This window comes from Methanolapillus millepedarum (assembly GCF_032594115.1).
Lineage (GTDB): Archaea > Halobacteriota > Methanosarcinia > Methanosarcinales > Methanosarcinaceae > Methanolapillus > Methanolapillus millepedarum.
On the sequence record NZ_CP131060.1, the window covers coordinates 682,740 to 702,282 of the forward strand.

Annotated in this window: 14 protein-coding genes and 1 pseudogene; 5 read left to right on the plus strand and 10 right to left on the minus strand. The window is 45.2% G+C overall.

Features of this window, described 5'->3' with window-relative positions; genetic code table 11:
- Nucleotides 1-73 precede the first annotated feature (73 nt).
- The gene (gene metG / locus MsAc7_RS03255; protein ID WP_338103160.1) at nt 74-2,272 is read right to left on the minus strand and encodes a methionine--tRNA ligase; all 2,199 of its coding nucleotides are present in this window, start codon (nt 2,270-2,272) and stop codon (nt 74-76) included.
- A 281-nt stretch (nt 2,273-2,553) separates the two neighbouring features.
- On the opposite strand from metG, the gene sppA reads away from it, so the two are divergent.
- Both sppA and MsAc7_RS03265 read left to right on the plus strand, forming a co-directional pair.
- Nucleotides 2,554-3,714, plus strand: coding sequence for a signal peptide peptidase SppA (gene sppA / locus MsAc7_RS03260; protein ID WP_338103161.1), 1,161 nt, complete (start codon nt 2,554-2,556; stop codon nt 3,712-3,714).
- A 233-nt stretch (nt 3,715-3,947) separates the two neighbouring features.
- Nucleotides 3,948-4,448 (plus strand): hypothetical protein, encoded by a 501-nt coding sequence (locus MsAc7_RS03265; RefSeq protein WP_338103162.1) that lies wholly within the window; start codon nt 3,948-3,950, stop codon nt 4,446-4,448.
- Between the two features lie 78 nt (nt 4,449-4,526).
- Here MsAc7_RS03265 and MsAc7_RS03270 read toward each other — a convergent pair whose 3' ends face one another.
- The 6 genes and pseudogenes from MsAc7_RS03270 to cdhD form a co-directional block, all read right to left on the minus strand.
- Entirely contained in the window at nt 4,527-5,045 is a 519-nt protein-coding gene (locus tag MsAc7_RS03270) for an HDIG domain-containing metalloprotein (RefSeq protein ID WP_338103163.1), read from the minus strand.
- Nucleotides 5,046-5,137: 92 nt separating this feature from the next.
- Nucleotides 5,138-5,620 (minus strand): transcription factor, encoded by a 483-nt coding sequence (locus tag MsAc7_RS03275; RefSeq protein WP_420847464.1) that lies wholly within the window; start codon nt 5,618-5,620, stop codon nt 5,138-5,140.
- 72 nt (nt 5,621-5,692) lie between these two features.
- A pseudogene (locus MsAc7_RS03280) lies at nt 5,693-5,806 on the minus strand (transcription factor); the annotation flags it as partial.
- Between the two features lie 145 nt (nt 5,807-5,951).
- Entirely contained in the window at nt 5,952-7,055 is a 1,104-nt protein-coding gene (locus MsAc7_RS03285) for a 60S ribosomal export protein NMD3 (protein ID WP_338103164.1), read from the minus strand.
- Nucleotides 7,056-7,164: 109 nt separating this feature from the next.
- A complete protein-coding gene (gene acsC / locus MsAc7_RS03290) occupies nt 7,165-8,652 on the minus strand; it encodes an acetyl-CoA decarbonylase/synthase complex subunit gamma (protein WP_338103165.1) in 1,488 nt (495 codons plus the stop codon).
- Entirely contained in the window at nt 8,649-9,929 is a 1,281-nt protein-coding gene (cdhD, locus tag MsAc7_RS03295) for a CO dehydrogenase/acetyl-CoA synthase subunit delta (RefSeq protein WP_338103166.1), read from the minus strand. The genes acsC and cdhD overlap by 4 nt, the downstream gene beginning before the upstream one ends.
- 715 nt (nt 9,930-10,644) lie before the next feature.
- Here cdhD and MsAc7_RS03300 point away from each other — a divergent pair.
- A complete protein-coding gene (locus MsAc7_RS03300) occupies nt 10,645-11,304 on the plus strand; it encodes a DUF655 domain-containing protein (RefSeq protein WP_338103167.1) in 660 nt (219 codons plus the stop codon).
- A 110-nt stretch (nt 11,305-11,414) separates the two neighbouring features.
- On the opposite strand, the gene MsAc7_RS03305 is transcribed toward MsAc7_RS03300, so the two are convergent.
- From MsAc7_RS03305 to MsAc7_RS03315, 3 genes are all read right to left on the minus strand, one after another.
- Nucleotides 11,415-12,872: an aminotransferase class I/II-fold pyridoxal phosphate-dependent enzyme gene (locus MsAc7_RS03305; protein WP_338103168.1), complete on the minus strand. Its 1,458-nt coding sequence runs from the start codon at nt 12,870-12,872 to the stop codon at nt 11,415-11,417.
- Nucleotides 12,873-13,221: 349 nt separating this feature from the next.
- A complete protein-coding gene (locus MsAc7_RS03310; protein WP_338103169.1) occupies nt 13,222-16,632 on the minus strand; it encodes a hypothetical protein in 3,411 nt (1,136 codons plus the stop codon).
- A 187-nt stretch (nt 16,633-16,819) separates the two neighbouring features.
- Nucleotides 16,820-17,578 carry a hypothetical protein gene (locus tag MsAc7_RS03315; RefSeq protein WP_338103170.1) on the minus strand — a complete coding sequence of 253 codons (759 nt, stop codon included), beginning with the start codon at nt 17,576-17,578 and terminating at the stop codon, nt 16,820-16,822.
- Nucleotides 17,579-18,059: 481 nt separating this feature from the next.
- On the opposite strand from MsAc7_RS03315, the gene MsAc7_RS03320 reads away from it, so the two are divergent.
- Both MsAc7_RS03320 and MsAc7_RS03325 read left to right on the plus strand, forming a co-directional pair.
- Complete coding sequence (locus tag MsAc7_RS03320; RefSeq protein ID WP_338103171.1) at nt 18,060-18,575, plus strand: ArsR family transcriptional regulator; 516 nt, start codon at nt 18,060-18,062, stop codon at nt 18,573-18,575.
- Nucleotides 18,576-18,610: 35 nt separating this feature from the next.
- Entirely contained in the window at nt 18,611-19,372 is a 762-nt protein-coding gene (locus tag MsAc7_RS03325) for a DUF7839 domain-containing protein (protein WP_420847465.1), read from the plus strand.
- The last annotated feature ends 171 nt before the right edge of the window (nt 19,373-19,543 follow it).

Sequence of the window (19,543 nt, forward strand, 5' to 3'; positions counted from 1 at the left end):
TTGTATTAACCGAGGGATAACGCGTTCCACGGTTGAAATAAGATTGAATAATCTCAAAGTTCCTTTTTTCAATTTAGCACACATCAGATCCCGGTTTTAAATCCTGGTCCGGCGTCAACAGAGATACTTTTCCGTCGCCATCGTCCGCCGCGAGAATCATTCCCTGCGACTGAACACCGCAAAGTTTTGCCGGTTTTAAGTTCATGACAACACATACTTTTTTGCCGACCAACTGATCGATTTCATAATAAGCGCGGATTCCGGAAACGATTTGGCGCGGCGATTCTTCCCCGACGTCCACCATGATTTTGTACAATTTGGTTGATTTTTCAATCGTTTCGGCGGAAAGAATCTTTCCGACTTTGATTTGTGTTTTGAAGAAATCGTCAATGGAGATTTCGACAATGGCTTCTGTTCCTGCATCATGGGTGTCCATTTTTTTGTTCCCGTCCTTTTTGTTTTCTTTGTCGGTTTTGGCATCCGTTTTATTGTCTTTTTTGCTGTCAGCTTTATTGTCTTTTTTCTTTTCGTCTTTGACGGTTGTTTTTTCTTCCCGCTTAAGACCGGCCTTTTCAAGCGCGGCCGTCACACGGTCATTGGCGATTTGTTCCATTTCGGCAATTTTGTCATCTTCCAATTTTTCAAACAAAATGGCCGGTTGCGTCAGTTTTGTTCGGGGAACCAACGGAACAAGCGCTTCATCATACCCTGTTTCCGAGATTTCGCCTGAAAATCCGAGTTGTGTCCATGCTTCCTGCATTTTAGCGGGCGCGACCGGCTCAAACAAAACGGCAACCGCTTTGACCAACTGCAAACAGTTGTAGACGACGTTGCCGCATTTTTCTTTGTCGGTTTTGATGAGTGCCCACGGTTCGTTGGACTGGAAGTACGTGTTGGCGTAAGAAGCAAGTTCCATCACCGTGTCCGTGTATTTTTTGAATTCGTACTCCTCCAAAGCGGCAACGGAAGCGGTGGTTATATCTCTAATTTTGTCCAAAATTTCCAGGTTGACCGTTCCGTCCGGAACCTCACCGAAGTTTTTATACGCGAAAAGAAGCGTCCGGTAGAATAAATTCCCGAGAACGGCGACAAGCTCCGCATTGATTTTTTCCTGCAGCATTTTCCAGGAATAGTTGAGCTCTTTGGTGTGGGACGTGTAGCTGGACAAGTAGTAGCGGAGAAGGTCCGGGTGAAATCCGTGCTTTAAGTAATCGTCGCCGACCCAAACCACATAACCCCGGCTTTTTGAAAATTTACGGTCTTCGATTTTAACCATGCCGGACGCGACAACGTCGGTCGGAAGCGAATAGCCGGAACCTTTGAGCATGGCCGGCCAAAAAATACAGTGGTGGTAGACAATATCTCCGCCGATGAAGTGAACGATGTCGGAGTCCGTATTGGAAACGGCGCCGGATTTGGCGGACGCGTTTTGCCAGAATTTTTTCCAGGCATCCGGCTGTCCGGTTTTTTTGGCCCACTCTTCGGTAAAGGCGATGTAACCGATCGGCGCGTCTACCCAAACGTAGACGACCAAATCTTCTTTTCCGGGGAAAGATACACCCCAATCCAAATTTCGGGTGATGCACCAGTCTTCCAGCCCTTGCGTGACCCACCCTTTAGCGTAATTGACAGCGTTGTCGGTTCCTCGAAGTGTTTCCAAATATTCTTTGAGGAAGGAATCAAATTCCGTCAGCTTGAAAAAATAATGCTCTTGCTTTTTGTATTCCGCCGGATTTTTACAGACTGTGCAGCGGGGCGCAATGAGTTCACCCGGTTCCAATGGTTTTCCGCATCCTTGGTCGCATTCGTCGCCGCGGGCAATCGCGGAACAGTGCGGGCAAGTTCCCTCAACGTACCGGTCCGGTAAGAAGCGGTCGCAAGATGGGCAGTAAGCGATTTCAATGGTTTTCGGATAAACGTAGCCGTTGTCCATTAATTTTTGAACGATGTCTTTTGTCCGGTTGTGGTTTTCAACATCGTCGGTCGTCCCGAACGCGTCGAAATGAACGCCCATTTTCGTAAAGATATTCAAAAAATGGTCGTGATAAATGGTCACAAGTTCTTTGGGCGTCATTTTTTCCTGCTCGGCGTTGACGACCACCGGCGTTCCGTGCGTGTCGGAGCCGCAAATAAAGACGACGTCTCGTCCTCGTTTGCGTTGGGAGCGGACGTAAATGTCCGCCGGAATATAAGTGCGCAAGTGACCGATGTGTGCCATTCCGTTCGCGTACGGGAGGCCGCACGTCACAATCATGGGTTTGTTTTGTGTCATGAAATCATCCTGAATGTCTAATAGTGAGATGACAAATGATGTTTTTCTTAAATAATAAAATTTTGTGTGGCGAAGCAAAAAACGAAATTTCAGGAAGAATATGAAACTCAATGAAAAAGGACAGAAAGAGCGGCATAAATTTATAACAAAAGATTTCAATTTAAGAAGGGTTATTTGGAGAATACGTTTAGTAAGAATAAATGTTTTTATAAAAATATTTAAATAAATAGTTGTAATTTATGTTCTATTATTTTTTCGGAAATATTTCCCGGAGGAGTTTTTTGAATCAAGATACTCAAAAACCTAAGCCGTACCCGTCCGGGTCCGGCTACCGTCCGTATTACAGTTACGGGTCGGAAATAAAAAACGCGGAAGATTCATCTTCAGACCTGTCAAGATCTCACCCCCCGCAGACGCATGTGTCAACGCCGGTTGCCGTCAAAAAAGCGGCGCCTGTTCCGCCGGCGCCTGTTCCGCCGGCGCCCGTGTCCAAACCGCCTGAAAAGCAAAGCTGGTGGCGGAAAAATCCGATTTTGATCATTCTCGTATTGGTTGTTGTTGTCGGATTCTTGGCTGTTATTTATGCAGGAACAGCGTCGACCGCCGGATTTTCCGGAAACAAAATCGCGGTCATCAATATCCATGGAACGATGGCGACCGGCGAGCTGCCGTACGGTTCCGGTTATGCCGGCTCCGACACGGTTTGCGGCTACATCCGGCAGGCGGCCAATGATAAAAGTGTCAAAGCCATTGTTCTCCGGGTCAACAGCCCCGGCGGAAGTCCGGCTTGCGCCCAGGAAATTGTGGAAGAAATCAACCGCGCCCAAGAGATGGGAAAGCCGGTTGTTGTTTCCATGGGCGACGTTGCCGCCAGCGCCGCTTATTATGTTTCCGCTCAGGCGGATTACATCTACGCCGACTCGGGAACCACGACCGGATCCATCGGCGTCATCAACACGCACGTCGATTATTCCGAAGCTTATGAAAAAGAAGGCATCAATGTGGAAGTGATCAAAAGCGGCGAAATGAAAGACATCGGCGCCAGCTGGCGTCCGTACACAAGCCAGGAAAAAGTATACATGCAAGGCATTATTGATGAGCAATACGAGGTTTTCGTCAATGACATCGCCGACGGAAGAAATATGTCCGTTTCCGACGTCAAGAATTTGTCGGACGGGCGCCCGTATACCGGTCAAACCGCAATGGAACTCGGCCTTGTCGATGACCTTGGCAACTTCTACAACGCTGTTGACAAAGCTGAAGAGTTGGCCGGCGTGAGTAACGCTTCTCTTTACTACATGGATTCGCTTTCGCTGTCATCCATTTTGTTCTCATCGGAAGCGTCCGGCAACACGTCAAATACGGAAAATGCGGCATTCATCTACGACCGACTTCTTTCTCCGCAGCGGGAAAATCCGTACCAATTGAAAGCTTCAATTTAATGAGGCTTTCCTTTTTTCATTTTTTGTTTCGTTTGTGTGGCGGGCGCCGCGCGCGTTATGGCGACACATTTTCTTTTTGAGCCAAAAAAATAATCGGGTAGTTTTATAGAGAAGAACAAAAAATCACCCATACACTTTTCTTAAAATTCAAGCAAACCACCCCGAATAAACAGATGCGTATCGCATCTGTTTATTCGGATTCCGATGAAATGAATTGGGTACAGTAGTAGCAAATGCAAATCGAAAATAGTAAGCAGCAGGTGCAATCGGAACCTGAAACAGCAGGTGCAATCTGGACTGAAAACAGCAGATGCAATCAGAACCGGAAATCGCAGGTGCAATCGGAACTGAAAACAGCAGATGCAATCGGAACTGGAAATCGCAGATGCAATCGGAATGTTTCTGTCTGTGTAAATCCGCAAAATACAAACGCAAAGCGTTTGATTTTGCGGGGCGGTTTGCTTGGCTCTAAATTGACAGTTCTCAAAGTTTTCAGCGACCGAAGGGAGCCGTTCGCGAAGCGAACTTTGGCAGTAAACGTTACACTGCCCTTTGAAAATCTTAAAAATAAAATCAATACGGTCTATTTTTTTAGATATCATTTAAAAATGGGTGCGATAACGCGCGCGCATGCCGCTCGCCCAAAAAACAGAACACGGCAAACCAAAATTGCGACCGAAGGGAGCCGTTCGCGAAGCGAACTTTTTGGAAACAGACTCCCCCCCGCCCTTTGAAAAATTCCGAGCGCAGCGAGGAATTTTTTTTCAGACATAATTCAAAAAATGAATGCGATAACGCGCGCACCGCTTGCCTCAATCATCCGAGTACTTAAAATCCACTTCGTACGCCAATTCCTTGACGCGTTTTCGCGCTTCCTTATCCAAACCTCTTTCTTTCATAATCTTGAGACGCTTTTTCAGCGTGATGACTTTGTCGCCTTTGACAATATTGTCGGCGTGCGCGACAATTTTTTCCTCAATTGTCTTTGGCATATAATCATCATCGGGCAATCCTAAATTGTGCGCTTCTTCGCAAGTCAATCCGGCACCGATGTGCTTTTTAATAATATTGATCACCGCTTCGTCCAAATTATGTTTTTTGGCAAGCTCGACGCCCAACACGGCATGGTCGATATCATGCGATTTTGACCGCCCCAAATCATGCAACAGAGCGCCGATTTCAACCAGGCAGATGTCCACATCCCGGCCGACGGCAACATTTTCTTGGGCAATACGCACCGCTTCGTCAGAAACAGTCACGCAGTGCAGAATGACTTTCTCATCGCAGCCTTCGTCTCTTAAAATTTGAATCGCTTCGTTGCGCCCGATCATTTGACCACCTGTTGACTTTTACGGAATAAAAATGATGGAAAAAATGAGAAAGAATCAGAAATTGAAAAGTCAAAAATTAAAATAAAGCGGAATTACTTCGGCATCTCGCCGAATTCCGCAATGCGGTTGTCAAGCAACTGCTTAAACAATTCGTTGTCCTCAAAAATTAAGTCCTCACCGCAAATCGGGCAAATGAAATCCGTTTCCGTCGCTTCGTCAAAGACAAGGCGGAGACAATTTTGCGGGCAAACGTAAAAGACGTTGGAATCCTCATATTCTTTTCTTTTGATCAAATTGCGGTATAATTTTTTCTTCTCCCGCTCAATCTGGTAATCAATGCCGTCCATATTGATTTGCCACCGGAACGTCAGCCATCCGCTGTTTGCGTCGCGCTCACGCCGGCAAACCGTGAATTTGTTTTCATACAAAATGAACAAAATCTTACGAACATTATTTAATGTAATCTCATATTCATCCGCGGCGGCAGCTTTTGCCTTTTCGGCTTCTTTTTCAGCCTTTTTCAGCTCTTTTTCAAGCTTTTTGACATCCGTCTGGTTTTCACCGGCCGCTTTAATTTCCGCTTTTAACTTTTTGACTTTGTCGTCCGCTTCTTTCGATTGCGTTTTAAGCGGGTTTAAAACATTACAAATTTCCTCGTCCGTCACTTCGCCTTCCGGCATATTCCGAATGAGCGTAATCCCGTCCTCGCCGATCAAACGTCTCAAATAACCGTTAATTAAAGGATCATCCAAATCAATCAAATCAATCACAGCCTCTTATGATTTCAATCATCTTACAATACTTGCAATATATTCATTTTTTTCAGTAAAAATAAATTTCATAAATCCGAATTCAGGTTCCTTAACTGTTTTTCAAATATTTATAGTTAGAGATGGAATGAAAATCTCACAGCGCAAAAATGCCGTAAGGCGTTCGAAATACCATAATTTCAGCGCCGGCAAGCGCATTAAATGAAATCGGCTTCTTAATCGTCACCGTTTCATATGTCACCGGGTCAAGAACCAGAATCGCGTTTTCTTCAACATCCACCAAAACGGCGCTTTGCGCGTCGGCCACATTTCCCAAATATTTGGCGTCTTTTAAATTTTCACTCTCCGTAAAATAAGTGGCTGAATCCAACAAATTAATGCCGGTCAATCTTTTGGCGCAATTGCGTACTTCAACGACTTTGCCGTCCATATAAATCACGTCGCCTTTCTTAAATTCGGGAAGACGCATCGCAAATGTCGTCCGGAAAATTTCTTTTCCGTCTTTAACACCCGCAAGCGTATAAGATTCGGAAACAGATCCGCCCATGAGTTCAATGATGCGCTTGCAAACATGACGCCCCGCATTGGTCGATCCGATGAAAATGTCGGCGCCGTCTTTAAATGTCATCGAATCCGTGACAAACGCAAGCTTATCACCTTTTTTCAATTGGTGAATCATGGTGTCATTGATGATTTGAAGGCATTGATGGACTTCTTCTTTGGTCGGCGTCCGGTTTCCGGCACGGACTTGAATTATACCTTCAAAATAACCGCCGGCGCGGCGGCTGCACATGTCGCACGCTTCCCGTTTAATTCGGATTTCCGTTTTGGCGTCTTTATACAGTTTAATGCCTTCCACGTCCGCTTCCATGTCCACGAGCACATCGTAAATGTAAGGCGAACGCGGGTGCGGATGCATGCCAATCGAAACATTTTGAGCATCTTCATGAAAAAGCATATTTTCCTGTGCGGTTAACGTGATGATTTCTTCAATATTTTCAAAATCGCACCATTTGCTTTTGTAGTAGTGAGCGCCGCATTGCGGACAAACGCGCGCGTGAAGCACGAGCGGAAGTTCAAATAAATTAAACTTTTGAGAGAAACAATCTCGACAGACGTTCTTGACAAGCCCGTCCGTTTCTTTGCCGCATTCGGGGCAGATTAAATTTTGAGGAACCGGCCGCTTTTTTTCAACTGCTTTTTTTGGACCGGATTTGTTGGTATTTTTATCGGAATTCATGGGACGGCCTCTTGCGCGTCTTTTTGTTCAAAAAGATCTTTCTGCGGGTTTGCATATTTTTATTCTTAATCAATTATAATTCTTGAACTTAAATGAATCTATTTAAGTTTTACTTTTTCGGCGGCCAATTTTCTTCCAGCCATTTGGACAACCTTCCGGAATCCATCGGGCCGACAAGCGTCGATATGTCCATCTCTTTTTCGATGTCGTTTTGAAGGCGCGCCGCAAGGCCCGGCAGAATCAGTGTTTTGCAGGCGGTTGCGTCCCAATCAAATTCCGCGTGGTCAAATCCGGCTTTGATGACGCCGGCCGTCAATTGCCCGCCGGCAACCGCCGCCTCCACGCCCAAGCCGCCCGTGTTGGCCGAAAGCAGGTAGCAATCCACGTTTGACGACGATAAATCGCTTTCCACCGTATAAAACGTCAGCGCAAAGTTGGTCGTAAAAAGAACCGGAGATTCCGCTGTCGGGTTTCCGATTTTGTACATCTTCGGCTCGACCGACGCCGGTGTTCTCGGGTCTGTATAAATCATTTCCGTTACATGCAAAAGCGGCAGCATTTCGTACGGCAAAAGACCGTGAATAATCAGAATGTCGGCGTATCGGACAACAAGAGAAGCCGCCGTCATCGTTTCAAAATAAGCCGCTTCCGCAAAAGTATCTTCTATCGGAACGGAATCGGTTTTGCTGACAACGTTTTGGCCGGCATGGATTGCAGAATTACATTTGCTTTTCATTCGCTCCCAAGACGCAATCGGAAGCGCAATCAGCGGATAAGCTAAATCTTGATCACCATCCAACGCCGCTTTTCGGATTCGGATAAAATTCAAAAACGTTTGCCCGATTTCATCGTCGCCGCATCCGGCGCCCGGATTCAAAACCAATTTGGTCACACCGTCTTCTTGAAGGGCGGCGCTGAGTGATTTTAATTCATCCAAATTCCCGTTTGAACAAACCACGAGCGGCGCATCAAATTCCAGGGCTAATTCTGCCATTTCCGTTCGATTTCTCACATCGCAGGCGTATATGAGCGGATGTTGACCGGCGGCCGCCAGAAGGCCGGCACGCATCACGGTTGGATTTTTGGTACACAAGATCAGCGGCAGATCGCATTTTTTAAGAATTGTTCGGACGCAGTTTCCAAACGTTTCCGGGTCATTTGAAACGCTGCGCACTGCAATCATATCCGGATGCAAAAACCGCCCGACATAAAATTTCCGAAAGGATTGGATTTTTTCAACACGTTCCAAAAGAGCGGCGTCCGTCATCGTGTCCCAAACATCAACCGCAATCGGCGTTTTGTTGTAAAACGAAAGCGTATGCCGAAACATCACGTCGTCGCCGCCGATGGTGACGGTCCGCTCGCCGGCGCCGATTTGAATTTCGGAGATCGTCGGCCGTAAAAGCGCTTCCAACGTTTTGAAATCCCGTTCAGACTCAGGGGTATTTTGAGATAAAAACGCTTCTTTTATTTCCGGCAGCCGGACTTTCCGGCTGACCAAATCGGATGCCATCGCCATCTTGGATTTTCCGAATAATTTTTCGGAATCCGGCGGAAGGTACATATAAACATCAAGCGGGCTCTTTGCTTTTCTCATACGTCATACACCTCCGTCATCCACGCGTCATAACTTTCATCATCATACTTAGTTACGCTTTCCGAATTTTGAGCGTTTGACAGCAGATTCAACATCTGCTTGAGTGTGGAAACAGCTTTGGGATGCATCATCATAAACAAATCATTTCCGGCCAACGCCAGTGAAAGCCCGGTGATTATTTCCCAAATCGGCCCCCTGTATTTGCGGTCTCCCCAGTCTGAATCGTCCGGCATCGGCGATGAAATCATCCAAGCCTCGCGCGCGCCCCAGGCGTTTGTGGTTCCGGACGAGAGCGGCTGCGCCAGTTCTTTATCTCCCGAAAGCCCCGCCATTCGAATGCGCTCCATGTTGGAATAAGCGTAATCCAAACCGTAACCAAGCGCGGCGGTTGTCGGATCCATGACCAAACTGTCCGGAGAAATACCGCATTGGCGCATCAGTTTCCGGTTCAGTTCTTTTTGCGCGTTGATGTCCATCTGCGTCCAAGATAAAATCACATGCCCGTACTTTTTGGCAGCGTTTCCGATGCGTTGGTAGTCCATATTTAAGTTGGCGGACGCGATCAGCACCCGTTCTCCCTCCGCTGCTTCCGCTGCTTTTTCCAAAACTTCCGGGTCCTTTTTCGGGTTGCCGCTGCCGCCGATCACAATCGGGACATCGACAGCCTGCAAAACGTCTTCGACCGTTTTGGCCGCGTCTTTAGCGGACGTATCTTTAATGTTCGGGTCGGTTGAAATCAAGTGAATGGTCACCATGTCCGCGCCAAAATCCCGGACAACTTTTTTCGCCCATTCGGCCGGGTCGTTGATGACGTCGTCGTAATTTTCGCGAACGGATTTGGCCAGGCTGACCGGCATGTCAAAAACATCCATGGTCACACAGTTGGGATGCGGCATTTTGCCGTCAAAAAAGTAAGGCATCGTTCGCTCACCGCCAATCGTAATGGTTTTTTGACGGCTGCCGCCTTCCTTTTGAGACGCGCCCAAAACCACTTCTTGAATCGGCCGGGAAAATAAATCAAACGGTTTGACGTCAAACCGTGACATCGGAAGAGAACTTTGTGCCAAAATCTCAAGTTCATCATCCATCGCACATCCGAGTGATTTTGAAGCCTTGGACAATTGAGCGGCCAGAAGAGCTTCGTCACTCTTACCAGTTCCGATTTTACCCGATTCCATTTCGGACAGCAAAGTGTCGGCGTCAATACTCTTTGCGTCGGATGATTGAAGATTTTTCAATATTTTTTCCAAATCCGAAAGTTTAATTTTTCGCGTCATGATTCCCTTTTAATACTCATTGATTGATATTTTAATTTTGCTTTGATTTGGCGTTTTCTTTTGTTTTTGATCGGTTTTTGTTTATTTTTATTCGGTTTTATTTTATTTGATTTTATTTTGTTTTATTTTGTTTGATTTATTTTTATTTTATTTTGTTTGATTTATTTTTATTTTATTTTGTTTGATTTATTTTTATTTTATTTTATTTTGTTTTGTTTGATTTATTTTATTTTTGATTTGTTTTTGATTCAATTATTTTATTTATTTGCTTTGAATCGGAAAAATAACCGAATGCCCATTTGATACTTTATGAGTCTCTTATTTATATCTGAATGAATTATATGGTAAATATATCTGATTTGGTAATAATTGCAAAAGTTGTGATTCCATGAAGCCGATAATAAATGTTGTCATCCTAAATCCAGTGGATTATGATTACAATAAAGTATTTTTATAATTTAGATTGAGCTTTTCGTCGAACAAACAATTGCAATATAAGAGAAATAAACCAATTCATCATCTTTTAAATCGTCATGAGTTTGCGACGGCATGTTCTGTATGCGTACAGCGGCGGTAAAACAATAATTGCAAACATTAATTTAAAATCAAGTTAAAAACGAGTCAGCTAAAAATAAATTGAATCCCACGACATTGAAAATAGAAAAACAAATCCATCATCATCCGGCAAAACCGGAATCTTAAGGAAGTGTATATCATGACAGACGAATTACCCCGCGACCGAAAGAATGCGTCATCCGCGTCCTCATTTGAACACAAGAAGCATGTCCGCCCGAAGCAAGAGAGCGGTGAGCGTGAAGAATGGGTTTGGATTTTGGATTATCTTCCTTACGGAAAAGAAGATGATCTGCGCCCGGTTTACCAAAAAAAGCCGCTGATTCAGTCTTTGGGAGACAATAAGTTCGTCTTGCTTGAATTGATTCCGGTGGAAGGAAAAGTTCCGCCCGTTCATATCAAAACACATATCGGCCCCGGTGAAAAGGAATACGTTGATCGCGTCAAAGCCCGGATTATGTATGACGAGCTTTCCCGCGGCGCTAAATTGGAACTTCCGCTTGTTTTGGCCGACGCTGTCAAAGCGCAAGAGGCGCGTTTCATCAAATTCTATAACGACGCTCAACCGGTTTCCATGCGCCAAAACAGTTTGGAATTACTTCCCGGCATCGGTAAAAAATTGATGCTGGATATTTTGGCCGAAACCAAGAAAAAACCGTTTGACAATTTCGAAGACCTGAAAAAAAGAGTTCCGCCGCTTCGAGATCCGGAAAAGCATATCATCGACCGGATTATTGAAGAAATGAAGGGCGGGCAGAAGTATTATGTCTTTGCGGCGCCGCCGAAAATGAAAAGGGAATAAACTGAATTATTTTCATTTTGTCTTTTCATTTTGCCTTTTCTTTTTGCCTTTTCATTTTTTTGAGACGGGGCGGGCAGCATCACGTAACTGTTTTTATGATTTTAAAAAAATCACTCTTCTGACTCTTCCCGCACGACCACCAAAATGCGGTCTCCTTCGCGGCTGTCTTTTTGGACGCAATCGCTGTTTTCGCGGCAATAGATGATTTCCTCCACCGTCTCCGGCGTGATCAATTCTCCCGGAATGCAAATCGGAATGCCGGGCGGATAAATCATAACGGCTTCGGCCGCGACTTCGCCGATGGCTTCTTCCAATTTCATTGATTTTTTATCGGCATAAAAAGCTTGCCTGGGGGACATGATTTGAGGCGGGACGTGTACGGTTTCTTCCGGTATATCAAGCATTTCGTATTTGCCGTAATAGGTTGCCGCCAAGTCCGCAAAGGCGTCATAAAGCTTCCAAACGGTTTCTTTGTCGTCGCCGACGCCGATGACCGCAAGAACAATCGTCGGTTCGGCCAGCTCCAATTGAATGCCGTATTTTTCAAACATAATGTCATAGACGTCAAAACCGTCCAACCCCAACTTTGTGATATTGATGACGATTTTTGTCGGGTCGTACGTCATTGTTTTTACGCCGGAACTATCATCCAGCACCATCAGCCCCGGCAGGTTGTTCAATTCTTTTTTCAGTTTTTTGCATTCGGCCACCAATTCTGAAAAAATTGACTCGCCTTCGATCGCCAGCATTTTTCGGGCGGATTCTAAGGATGCCATCAGCAAATAACTCGGGCTGGTCGTGTGAAACATCAGAACGCGTTTTTTGACGGAATGGTATTTTACAAGTCCTTCATTGTGAAGAAGCATGGCGCTTTGCGTGAGCGAGCCGCCGGTTTTATGGGTGCTGGCGACCACCAAATCGGCGCCGAGCTCGGCGGCGGATTTGGGGAGGGACGTTGAAAAAGAGAAGTGTGCGCCGTGCGCTTGGTCCACCATCACGACGATGCCTTTGGAATGCGCGAATTGAATGATTGCTTCCAAGTCGCTGCACGCCCCGTAATAAGTCGGATAAACCAAAAATAAGGCTTTAGCGTCCGGGTTGTCTTCGACATAGCTTTTGATGGTCTCAAGCGTAATACCGCTTGCGATTCCGAATCCCTGGTTAATTTCAGGTTCCATGAAGACCGGAACGGCGCCTGATAAAATGAGCGCGTTGGTGACGGATTTGTGGGCGTTTCTCGGAATGAGAATTTTTTCGCCGTCATAACACACCGTCATAATCATGATATGAACGCCGCTGCTGCTTCCGTTCACAATATAAAAAGCGTTATCGGATTTGTAAGCCTCGGCCGCCAGTTCCAATGATTCTTTAATCACGCCGACCGGATGAGCGAACGTGTCAAGGCCGACCGGCGAATTGACATCCATTAAATAAACTTCTTTTCCGACAAGTTTTTGAAAATCGCAAACTCTGCGCCCTCTTTTGTGACCGGGAACGTCATACGAGGTAATTCCTTTATCTCGGAATTTTTTGAGCGCATCAATTATGGGCGTAGCATTTTGGTCCATCTACAGTTTAAACCTCTTATTTCATTTCAAAAAGCAAAAAAAATAAATGAAATTGACAAAAAAACATTTTTTAATATTTTTAATTTTTATTTTTAAATTTATTTGGTTTTATACGGTTTTAATTTTTTCGGACACTGAAAAAAACAATAAAATGCATAACATATTTCATTATTTAAAGTTAGCCTTCCGTTTTGCCGGACTTTGGTTATTTTTTTGCAAAAAATAAGAAGAGGTTTACAAAAGCCGGTCAAAATAAGTTTTGTCTCTTCATAATAAGTTTTGTCTCTTCATAAATTATCAAAAAAGCCGGCAAAGCTTTCCTTTGCCGGCAACAGTTTTTAGATTTTTTTTAATTTTTGTCAGATGTTTCCTTCTCTTTATTTCTTTTGTAGAAATACCAATACGCAACGCCGCCGATTATGATAACAATAATCACGACGACAATCCAAATCCAAGACGGAAGGCCATTATTATTACCTCCTCCTGTCTCTTGTTCCGGATTGCTTTGGTTTTGAGAAACATTCGTTCCATTTTGTTGTTCGGTCCCGTTTGTTCCGTTCGTTGCCGTTCCGTTTTGTTGTGGTTGTTGCTGTCCGAATCCGTTTCCATCCACAACTTTCACGTTTTCGTCACCGTAACCGCCGCTTGACGGCGTCTTTGTCACCGTCAGGACAACAACATCCGATTCAATCGTTCCATCAATTCCGGATCCGGTGACTTGGACTTTGTATTTCCAGTCGTTCATGTTCAAAAGCGCATTGATACTCAGGGACGCATTGGTTTCGCCGGCCAACTCGACAAAGCCGTTCGTGTCGTTTTTGTCAACAAGCCATTGATAAGACAGACCTGAAATATCCGTCACCACAAACGTTGTCAGGTGGTGTTCCTGAATGGTTTGGTTGACGGGGTGAGCGAGAAGAGTCAAGTCCGCCGGATCGGATAGGTCGGTTATTCCGTCGATTTTCGCAGAATACGAACCGCTGTCCGCCGGAGAAATATTTGTCATCGCCAACTCATGAGTTGTCGCGCCGGTAATCGGGTTTGTTGTGTCCGGAGATTTGTACCATTCGTAAGTCAGCGTCACTCCGGAAACAGACGCTTCCGGGGTTTGAGTGACAGCAAATGTGATGTCGCGGTTTTCAAATTCTGTGATGTCGGACGGATGGGTGACGACTGTCAGCCAAACGGCGTCGGATGTTGAAACAACCGTTGTGCCGTTTTTGATTAACAATTGATATTCTCCGGCGTCATTTGTTTTGTCGGCGGCGGAGAATGACAATTCGGTTCCGGTTTCGCCGGTTATGTCAGCAAATCCGGAATTATTTTTCTGCCACTGGTAGGAAAATCCGGTTGGGAGCGTTCCGGTCAATGTCGTTTCAAACGACGCGGTATTTCCTTCAAAAGCCGCCGTACTTTCCGGATTTCCCACAACTTTAATATGCGCCTGATCTGATACGGAAACATTATCGGTTGAGTTTCTTACGGTCAGCGTATAATTTCCGTAATACCCACTATTCATGGAACCGATGGTGTAGGTTGCCGAGTTTACGCCAACCGGCGTTGATTCGAAATACCATTGGTAAGAAAGTCCGGCCGGAAGTGTTTCATGTGTTGTCGTCACTGAAACCGAAGCCGGTTTTCCTTCAAAAGCGGCTGTGTTTGCCGGTTGCGTTGACAAAACCACCAACGTGACTTCATTTGAATTAAATGTATTCGATGCTGAATCTGTCACAACGACTCTGTAAGAGCCGGCATTTCCGATTGCCACCGGATTGATTATGTATGTCGATAAAATTCCGCCGCTGGTAATATTCGTCCAAGTTCCGGAAATATTCTTTTGCCATTGATAATTCCCGACGGCTGTTACCGTAAAGCTTGCGGATCCGTCGACAAAAGCCGCCGTGTTTTTCGGTTGTGTTGTTATTCCCGTTAATATCGGCGACCCGGATGGCGTTTTGTACAAATACAATCTTCCATTTTCATCCGTGTACGAGGAAAAGGCGCATGGTGGAGTGACTTCTGCGTTTGTCATGTTATAGCGCTTTTTTGCGTTTTGAGGTCCAAAGTCTATGGTATAAGGTTCAACACTATTTCCGGCGCTGTTTTTTGGCGCTCCTCCGAGAAGTGTTCCCGTAGTTGTTCGAATGCTTCCGCCGTCAATGGTAATTGTTGAATTGCCGTTTGTCCTTCCTTGTCCGCCGCCGATTGCGTAATGACTGCCAGTTGGCGTGACGACGATCGTACCACCGTTTATTGTAACATTTCCGTCTCCGCCGACATCGTTATAACCCCCGCCACCGCCGCCGATTGCTGCGCCGCCACTGCTGCTACTGCCTTTGCTTCCACCCACTGCTGTTTCAATTATTGTTGCGTCTGATATCGTCACGGTTCCGACTCCACCGACTTTGCCGGAACCGCCGCCGATTGCTGCGCCACCGCCACTGTTCCTGTTACCGCTTCCACCCGTTACCGTATAAATTTTTGTTGCGTTTGATATCATCACGATTCCGGCTCCACTGACGCCATTGTAGCCGCCGCCACCGCCACCGATTGCTGCGCCGCCACCGCTGTCAACGCCGCCGCGACCTCCCGTTGCTTCAATTATTGTTGCGTTTGATAACGTCACGATTCCGGCTCCACTGACGCCACTGTAGCCACCGCCACCGCTACCGATTGCTGCACCGCACCCGTCACCACCGGGTCCACCTGTTGCTTTAATTATTGTCGCGTCTGATACCGTCACGATCCCGTCTTTGCCATCTCTGTTGACGCCACAGCCACCGCTGCCGATTGCTGCGCCACCGCCGTCGTCACCGGTGCCCCCCATTGCTGCTTCAATTATTGCCGCGTTTGATATCGTCACGGTTCCGGCTCCGCCAGCGATGTTGGCGCCACCGCCACCACCACCGATTGCTGCGCCGCCGCCATATTCACCACAGCCCCCTATTGCTGATTCAATTATTGCCGCGTTTGATACCGTCACGGTTCCGGCTCCGTCACCGCCACCGCCACCGATTGCTGCACCACCGCCATTTCCGCCGCTATTTCCTCCCGTTGCCATTTTAATTCTGACAGGGCCTGATATCGTCACGGTCCCGCTTTCGCTGCCGCCGCCACCGATTGCTGCGCCGCCGCCACCGATTACAGCGTTGCCGCCCATTGCCTCGTCAATCACGACAAAACCGTTGATGACAACTTCTCCGCTTGCTTCTTGGTAACTTCCGCCAATCCCGGCGCTACTCTCTCCGCCGTAAATTTTCAGATGATTCGTGTCCTTGACGGATTCAATTGCAGTGATTGTCAAAAAATTGCCGTAACCGACGTGAACGCCGGTTAAATTTCCCCGGATTGTGTTGTTGTCTTCAAGGAAAAGAGTTGTTCCGGTAACGCCATCGATGTCAATGCCGTGTTGATCGGATGCAGCTGTTACATTTAGGTTTAAATCTTTGATTGTCAAATTCAAAACCGTTGTGCGGGAAGCTGCAACAATGCTGACGTTTAATTCCTTGCTTTCATTATTGCTTTGAATTTTTAAATTGTTGATTTCCGATGGAATTGTAATCGTTCCGGTACCGGTCCAATTGTCAGCGTCCAGCATCAAAATGTGGGGCTCTGTCCCGGTTATCCAAGCTGTCAAGTTTGAATTGGCATCCGTTATGCTTGTAACGGTTGCCGTATTTGCCAATGCCGGCGCTGCCGCCAGAACGAAAAAAACCGCCAAAATGGCAGTGAGTAAAAAGACTTGTTTTATGTTTTTCATATTTGTCCCTTTTTGTTCATATTATTGAATATTTGCTGCGGGGTAACTGTATTTGAATACAATGTTTTTGGATTGCCTATTTCATATAACTATAATTATATTTTAATATGAATAGCTGTTAAACGAGCACGCCCTTTATTGTTTGTTTCTATATTAACTCAACGGCAAAAAAATTAAAAAAACAAACTCAAAAATCAAGAAGACTCTTCGTCGATGTTTTCGCTGCCAATTTCGACACATCCACTTCATCTTTTAAAATCGCGTTTAAGATTTTGACCGTACGGATTAAAATACCGGCATCAATTTTTTCGGCCGGCAACTCGTAAGCCGACGTTCCGTTGGCGATTTCCGAAAACTCGTCGGCGTATTTCTTATCGTTTTTCACTTTGACGACCAACAACTCTTTTCCGCCAAAATAACGCGCAATTTGATGGGCATCAAGTCCGGTGGCCACCAGTTCCGATTCAAAACACGGTCTTTCAAAAAGAGTGGTGTACAAATAAACCGCCGTTTCAAAACGGACGGCAAAAGAAGCCAGATGGGATATTTTGGCGCCGACCATCCGGTAAATATCGGATTCCGTTTCGGATTTTATCTTCTCCGTTTCCCTCTCTTTCTCAGCGCCAAAATCCGTCTTGTCAAAAGAGTTGTCGTCTTCAACCGTTTCGGTTTCAAAAGCGATTTCCTGCAGGTCTTCAGCAGGCGTTTCCGGCACTAAAGATTTTTTGTATTCTCCCGGAATCAATGTATAAATCTTAGACGGCGATAAGTCAAATTCATTCAAACGGTTTAAATCGTTCATTGCCCGTAGGTAGCCGGTGACAATCAAACGGTGTTCATTAATCCCTCTTTTTTTCAATTCCCGGGTAATTCCACTGATTGACAGCTGTCTTCCGTCTTTTAAAAGGTCATCAATTTCAACGGATAAATTTACATGTTCTTGCATAAGAGGCACCGGTTTTGAGTCATGATTTTCGCTTTTTGAAAAAATTATTGTTCCGCAGACTTGACTGTATTTGTTGTTGAGTTCTAAAAATATATGAATGATGGATGTCATTGATTTTTGGAGTTGTCCGGTTTTTGAGAGAAAGAAAATTTGATTTTTTCATGTCATTTTTGAACTTTTTTATTTTTAGGTTTTTGTTTGCTCTTTTTTTAAAAACTTTAAAATACTTTGCAAACCTTACTTTATGTCTCTGTCTTTTACAAATCAAATTTTAATGATTTCGTCAGGCTTGAAAAAGAAAACATTTTTTCTGACTTCAAGGTAAAAACATGAGAATATACAGAATGAATGCATATAACTTTTATCATGTTTGGATACAAACCTTATGCACTTGTTTTTGATATGTTTTTACAACAATCGCTTTTACAAAAACAGATGATAATTTATCGGCAATTTTAAACCACACATATGAGGTCTTGCAATGGGAGAAAGAACGCGCATTATTAACGACCCTTCTTATTTGGTCCCGTTACTCAGAACTTTCGGGTCACGCACGCATAAAAAGGTTTTTGATTTACTTTTAACGGAATGGATGACCAAAGAAGAACTTGACGAAGCGATCGAAGCCGATTCGCTCAGCAGTTTAATTAATTTAAAGAAAGCCGGATTGCTTGAAAGCAAATGGCGTGTCCCCGAGCCCGGAAGCGCGCCGTCTAAGGAATATCATACTTCTTATACCAACGTTCAGGTCAATTTCCAGAGTTCGTTTGAAGATTTAAGCGACATCATTATGTTGGCTTTTAAACCGTATGAGGAAGTCAAAGACACCATCGAGAGTTTGGAGGAGCTTGTCGCCGAAGGCAATACATCCATGAGCAAATTAACGCGGGAACTGAACATGAATACTTGTTTGATTTGCGCGACCGCGCGGCGTTCCGACCGCCTCTCCGTGATGGGACAGCGGCTTAAATTGATTGAAAAAGACGAGGAGATCTGACCGTGAGCTCGAAAATCCTTCAAAGCAAAAGTGAAATGACCAAATTTCAAGTTTTGACGGAAATTGCGGCCCGTCAGCCGACTGTCCGCCAAAAAGAAGTGGCGATCAAAATCGGAATCACGCCGCAGGCGGTTTCGGAATATATTAAAGAATTGACTGCGGACGGATTGATTCATTCGGACGGACGTGTCCGTTACAAAATCACAAAAGACGGTGTTGAATGGGTTTTGGAAAACGCGGCGGAACTGCGCCGTTATTCCCAATTGGTGATGGAAGACATCATCAGCCACGTGTCCACATGGACTGCCATCTGCGATGAAAATATCAAAAAAGACGATAAAGTCTATATTGAAATGCGTGACGGCCTCCTTTATGCCAACAAAACCCGGGATACCGGTATTTTCGGAACGGCTATTCTGGCCGGCGAAAAAGGATACGATGTCGGTGTCACGGATCTTCAAGGATATATGCACACGGAAACGCAATCCATCACGATTTGTAAAATCCCCAGAATCAAACGCGGCGGATCGTCCCATACGAATCTGGACCGGTTAAAACCGATCGTCGAATCAAAACCATATATCGCCGCCGTCGGAACGGAAGCTTTAATGGCGTTAAAACGCCTCAATATTGAACCTCATGTCATGTTCGGCGCGCCCGAATCTGTCATTCAGGCCGCTTACCATGGCCTTCCGTCAGCGTTGGTTATTGTCGAAGACGAAGTGCCGTATTTGATGTCGCGGTTGGAATCCGAAGACATTCCATATGAAATCATGGATATGAGCAAAGGAAAATAACGTCAATCAAATTTCCGGAATTTGAAATAAAAAGTGAAAAAAAAGGTTTTTCATCCTTTTCCAATTTCCTTCTTTATTTCTTTTCAATTTTCCTTTTCATTTTTTATTTCTTTTCAATTTTCCTTTTCATTTTTTATTTCTTTTCAACTTTTATTCAGCTTTGAGTTTTAT